The 2,614-nt window shown below is 51.2% G+C and carries 2 protein-coding genes and 1 pseudogene; all 3 read left to right on the plus strand.

The features are described 5' to 3' along the window. Positions 1-1,227 (plus strand): glutamate-5-semialdehyde dehydrogenase (locus tag GRP75_RS23965; RefSeq protein WP_160790566.1); only part of this gene is annotated, 1,227 nt, incomplete at its 5' end. 39 nt (positions 1,228-1,266) lie between these two features. Then, positions 1,267-2,133, plus strand: a complete 867-nt coding sequence (proC, locus tag GRP75_RS23970) for a pyrroline-5-carboxylate reductase (RefSeq protein ID WP_023989119.1) — start codon at positions 1,267-1,269, stop codon at positions 2,131-2,133. Beyond that, positions 2,130-2,614: pseudogene (gene mtnW / locus GRP75_RS23975) on the plus strand (2,3-diketo-5-methylthiopentyl-1-phosphate enolase); the annotation flags it as partial. The gene proC and the pseudogene mtnW, both read left to right, overlap by 4 nt.

Raw genomic sequence — 2,614 nt, forward strand, 5'->3', positions numbered from 1 at the left:
GCCAATCTTGCCAAAAAAAGTGCCGGGGTCATGAACCGCCTGACTACAGCACAGAAAAATGAAGCATTGCTTGCTATGGCTGAAGCTCTAGTAAATCATACTGAAGAGCTGATTGCAGCAAACCATAATGACCTGAAACATGGACGGGAACAGGGAACATCGGAGTCGCTGCTCGACCGCCTCAAGCTGACCGAGGACCGAATCGGAGCTATTGCCGAAGGATTACGCCAAATTGTGGCACTGCCTGACCCGGTCGGCGACACCCTTGAGCAAATTGAACGTCCAAACGGTCTGAGAATTGAGAAGATACGTGTGCCGCTGGGTGTCATCGGCATCATATATGAAGCGCGTCCAAATGTAACCGTGGATGCCGCGGGCCTGTGCTTGAAAACAGGCAATCCGGTTGTGCTACGCGGTGGTTCGGCCGCCCTCTTCTCCAACCGCAAAATTATCGAAGTACTCCAGAAGGCACTAGACGCAACAGCTGTGCCACGCGAGGCGCTTCAACTTATTGAAGATTCAGACCGTGCCTCGGTCAACGAAATGCTCACCTTGAACGGCTTGCTGGATGTAATTATTCCACGCGGCGGGCGTTCACTCATTCAAAATGTTGTTCAGAACGCTACCGTACCTGTCATCGAAACCGGAGCTGGTGTATGCCATACCTTTTTGGACGCTACAGCGGATGCAGCAATGGCCGAAGCGATTACACTGAATGCCAAGGTGCAAAGACCGTCCGTGTGTAACTCGATGGAAACATTGCTCGTACACTCGGATTATGCAAAAGCACACTTAACAGGATTGGCAGAACGCTTTCGTGATGCTGGGGTTGAGCTACGCGGCTGTGCACGCACACGAGAATTGGCTCCTTGGGCTGTTCCTGCTACAGAAGAGGATTATGGCACCGAGTATAATGATTACATTATGAACATCAAGGTCGTAAACAATTTGGACGAAGTACTGGAGCATATTGCCCGTTACGGTACGATGCATTCTGAGTGTATTGTCACCGAGGACAAAGCCCATGTCGAGCGTTTTCTGCAAGAAGTGGACGCGGCAGCCGTGTATCACAATGCATCCACTCGCTTCACGGATGGCTTCGAGTTTGGGTTTGGTGCCGAGATCGGAATCAGCACACAAAAATTACATGCCCGCGGCCCAATGGGATTGCCTGCCTTGACTTCAACCAAATATCGCGTGTACGGTACTGGACAAATCAGGGAATAATAACATAAATCAATCTGTATCCTTGGAGGTTATGAATCTATGTGTGAATCACAAACAAAGGTTTTAATTAATGAGCAAATTACATTTTTCGGGGCAGGATCAATGGCAGAGGCTATTATTCGCGGAATGACGGCTCGTTCTGTCGTCAAACGTAGTGGTATTACCGTCATCAACCGCAGTAATCAGGCTCGCCTTGAGGAACTTCAAAAGCAATATGGAGTCTTGTTCCAAACCGAGGATGCCGCCAAAACCGAGCTTCTGCGTCGTTCTCCGGTCATTGTGCTTGCCATGAAGCCCAAGGATGCTGCACAAGCACTTGGGCAGCTCGGCCCACTTCTGTCTGATGAGCAGCTGATTATTTCGGTAATCGCAGGATTGTCCATTCGTACGATGCAAACGTTGCTGGGTCGCAAGCAGCCGATCGCACGGACGATGCCCAATACATCCAGCTCAATTGGGCTGGGAGCCACAGGCATTAGCTTTTCCAAGGAGATCAGCGAAAACCAGCGTAAAAACGTGCTTACGATGTTCGAATCTGTAGGTACGGTAACGGTTATAGAAGAAGAGAAAATGGATGTTTTGACCGGGATATCTGGAAGCGGCCCTGCTTATGTCTACTACCTGATGGAAGCCATGATTGCCGGGGGAATCCGTGGTGGCTTGACCCCTGAGCAAGCGCACGAACTAACGGTGCAAACCGCGCTTGGAGCGGCACGCATGGTGCAGCAAACCGGAGAGGAGCCTTCTGCCCTTCGCCACAAAATCATGTCTCCTAATGGCTCTACGGTAGCTGCATTGGAAATGCTGGACAAAGGTGACTTCTACGAAACGGTGATTGCGGCGGTGCAGCGGTGCGCTGAACGATCCCGCGAGATGGGAGCTGTACTTAAGGAGGGAATTGAATGAGCTATTGCTTGGCGACCTACCGGGTATACGATGACAAAGCCGATTTTAACCAAAAGGCCCAATCTATTGCCATCGGCATGACGGTGGGCAGCTGGACTGAGCTCCCGCAAGCCAAACGGGACGCGATGCAAAAGCATCTTGGCTCGGTTCATTCTGTGGATATTTACGATGGAGGTCCCGGTGAACGGTACGCGGACCTGACCATCGCTTACCCGGATGTCAACTTCAGCCGAGACATTCCCGCTCTGCTGGTCACAGTCTTCGGCAAAATTTCGATGGACGGCCGAATTAAGCTAACGAAGCTGGGTTTCTCGGAAGCATTCCGCTCTGCTTTTCCAGGACCGAAATTCGGTATCAGCGGCTTGCGCGAACAGCTTGGCGTGTATGATCGTCCCCTGCTCATGAGCATTTTCAAATCTGTAATTGGCCTCAATTTGGACGAACTTCGTGAACAGTTTACCCGGCAGGCTCTCGGTGGCGT

The sequence above is a fragment of the Paenibacillus sp. OT2-17 genome, from assembly GCF_009827695.1.
GTDB classification, from domain to species: Bacteria; Bacillota; Bacilli; order Paenibacillales; family Paenibacillaceae; genus Paenibacillus; species Paenibacillus polymyxa_B.